Source organism: Candidatus Methylomirabilota bacterium, assembly GCA_035260325.1.
Taxonomy (GTDB): Bacteria; Methylomirabilota; Methylomirabilia; order Rokubacteriales; family CSP1-6; genus AR19.
This window is the reverse complement of record DATFVL010000084.1, coordinates 1-2,243: the sequence shown is the minus strand read 5'-3', so window position 1 is coordinate 2,243 and position 2,243 is coordinate 1. Positions and strand designations below refer to the sequence as shown.

Here is a 2,243-nt window from a genome sequence, read left to right as displayed (position 1 = left end):
TCGCGCCGCAGAGCACGGAGACGCCGCCGCTGCGGTCGGCGCGCAGGACGACGCCCGAGTGCGGCATGTTGTTCCAGTACACCGCGGTGCCCGCGCCCGTCATGTACGCCGAGCAGGCGAGGCCGACGCCGCGCCGCCGCGAGCCCCCGCCCGCGCGCCGCGCGCGCTTCTCGCGCCAGCCCGACGCCTCCACCACGCGGTCGATGCACTCGCCGAGGCCGATCGTCGTGACCGTGAGATGGTTCGCGGTCTTCGTGTAGGGCTCGGCGAGGATCCGCTTGCGCATCTCGGCCGGGTCGAGGCCGAGCTGCTCGGCGGCCTTATCGATCTGGCACTCGAGGGCGAAGCGCGGCTGCGGCGTGCCGTGGCCGCGCTTGGGGCCGCACGGCGGCTTGTTCGTGAACACCCGCGCGCCCTCGAACTTGTACACCGGGATCTTGTAGGTGACGGGGTTGATGACGCCCGTGTAGAAGACCGAGGCCACCCCGTAGGAGCCGTAGGCACCGCCGTCGAGCCAGGTCTTCAGATGGCAGCCCGTGATGTCGCCCGCCTTCGTGAACCCGGTCTTCATCCACATGAGGACCGGATGGCGCCCGCGGTGGATGTAGAAGACCTCCTCGCGCGTGCACGCGATCTTCACGGGGCGGCCCGTGAGCTGGGAGAGCCGGCACGCGGCGATCTCGTGGGCGAAGGGGTCGAGCTTGCCGCCGAAGCCGCCGCCCACGGGGGCCGCGATCACGCGGATGTGGGCCGCCGGCATGTCGAGGATCTTCGCGAGGAGCCGGTGGACGTAGTGCGGCGTCTGCGTCGAGGACCAGAGCGTGAGCTTGCCGTCGGGCGTGGCGTGCGCGACCGCCGCGTGCTGCTCCATCGGTAGATGCGTGTTGCCCTCGTAGAAGAACACGTCCTCCCGCACGAGGTCGGCCTTCGCGAAGGCGGCTTCGACATCCCCGAACTGCAGGGCGACGTTCTTGTGGACGTTCGGCCCGTCGCCGTACTCGTGGATCCGGACCTCGGGATGCGCCAGCGCTTCCTCGATCGACATCAGCGCGGGCAGCGGCGCGTAGTCCACCTCGATCGCCCGGCACGCGCGCTCGGCGGTCTCCTCGTCCACCGCGGCGACCGCGGCGACCGCGTCGCCGACCAGGCGGACCTTCTCGGTGCACAGCGCCTCCTCGTCCTGCGAGACCGGGAGGATGCCGAACTTCACGCGCGGGAGGTCGGCGCCGGTGATGACGGCGTACACGCCCGGCAGGGCGCGCGCGCGGGAGACGTCGATGGACCGGATGAGCGCGTGGGCGTGCGGCGAGCGCAGGAGCCGGCCGTAGGCCATGCGCGGCAGGAAGAAGTCGTCGGCGTACCGGGTCTCGCCGACGACCTTGGCCCACGCGTCGATCTTCGGGAGCGGCTGGCCGACGACGGTGAACTCGTGCTTGCCCTCGGCGCGGGTCATCGCGCGACTCCGGTGCGCAGCGAGGCCAGCTCGACGGCCTCGAGGATCTTCGTGTACCCGGTGCAGCGGCAGAGATTGCCGGCGAGCGCCTCTCTGATCTCCCGCCGCGTCGGGTGGGGGCGGTCGGCGAGGAGCGCCTTGGCCGTCAAGAGGATCCCCGGTGTGCAGTAGCCGCATTGGGCGGCGCCGAGCTCGGCGAACGCCTGCTGGAGCGGGTGGAGGCGCCCACCCTCGGCCATCCCCTCGACCGTCTCGATCTCTCGGCCGGCGAGGTCCGCGGGCAGGGCCAGGCACGAGAGCACGGGCTCGCCGTCCACGAGCACCGTGCAGGTGCCGCACTCGCCGAGCTCGCAGCCGTGCTTGGTGCCCGTCAGCCCCAGGTCCTCGCGCAGCACCTCGAGGAGGGTCTTGTGGACGGCCACGAGGACGTCGTGCGTCTCGCCGTTGACGGTCAGGGACAGCCGGGTCCGCATCCGCACTCCTGCCCCGGGGGGCGGTTAATCAGGGATTAATGACAGTTCAAAAATACTGAATTGAGCCGGGGGCTGTCAAGGGGGTCCGCGGGCGGGAGGCGTCTCGAGACGCTACCGGTCGGCGGGTCGTGGGTCATACAATGGGGACAATCGACACGTTCGAGGAGGCGCCACATGCCCCAAGTGTGGATCTGCACCACCTGCAAGAAGATTATCCGTGAGGCCGACGAGTACATCGTTCAGACGAAGAACCCCGCCGGTCTCGAGAACCGCGCACACGCCAGTTGCGTCGAGGGAAAATGAGGCGGCGCCCGAGG

2 protein-coding genes are annotated in these 2,243 nt (G+C 70.3%); both read right to left on the bottom strand.

The window, feature by feature from the left end; all coding sequences use genetic code 11:
* The coding region (locus tag VKG64_05965; protein HKB24585.1) for a molybdopterin cofactor-binding domain-containing protein at positions 1 to 1,453 on the bottom strand (1,453 nt) is incomplete at its 3' end.
* Entirely contained in the window at positions 1,450 to 1,926 is a 477-nt protein-coding gene (locus VKG64_05960; GenBank protein ID HKB24584.1) for a (2Fe-2S)-binding protein, read from the bottom strand. The genes VKG64_05960 and VKG64_05965, both read right to left, overlap by 4 nt.
* Positions 1,927 to 2,243: the final 317 nt, after the last annotated feature.